1 protein-coding gene is annotated in these 238 nt (G+C 68.9%); it reads right to left on the bottom strand.

Features of this window, described 5'->3' with window-relative positions; all coding sequences use genetic code 11:
- Positions 1-238: S16 family serine protease (locus tag CVH10_RS24210; RefSeq protein ID WP_146143399.1), on the bottom strand; the 238-nt coding region annotated here is incomplete at both ends.

Below are 238 nucleotides of genomic sequence, written 5' to 3'. Positions count from 1 at the left end.
TTACGCTGTCGGGCACCTCGGCGATGTCCTTGGCGTTCTCCTCAGGAATGAGGACCGTCTTGATGCCGCCCCGCAGCGCCGCAAGCAGCTTCTCCTTCAGGCCCCCGATCGGGAGCACGCGGCCCCGCAGGGTGACCTCACCCGTCATCGCCACGTCGCGGCGCACTGGGATGCCCGTCAACGTCGAGATGATCGCGGTCGCCATGCCGATGCCGGCGGAGGGGCCGTCCTTCGGGGT

This window comes from Halomonas sp. ND22Bw (genome assembly GCF_003011945.1).
In the GTDB taxonomy this organism is placed as follows: Bacteria; Pseudomonadota; Gammaproteobacteria; order Pseudomonadales; family Halomonadaceae; genus Halomonas; species Halomonas halophila.
This window is presented reverse-complemented; position numbering and strand designations above follow the sequence as displayed.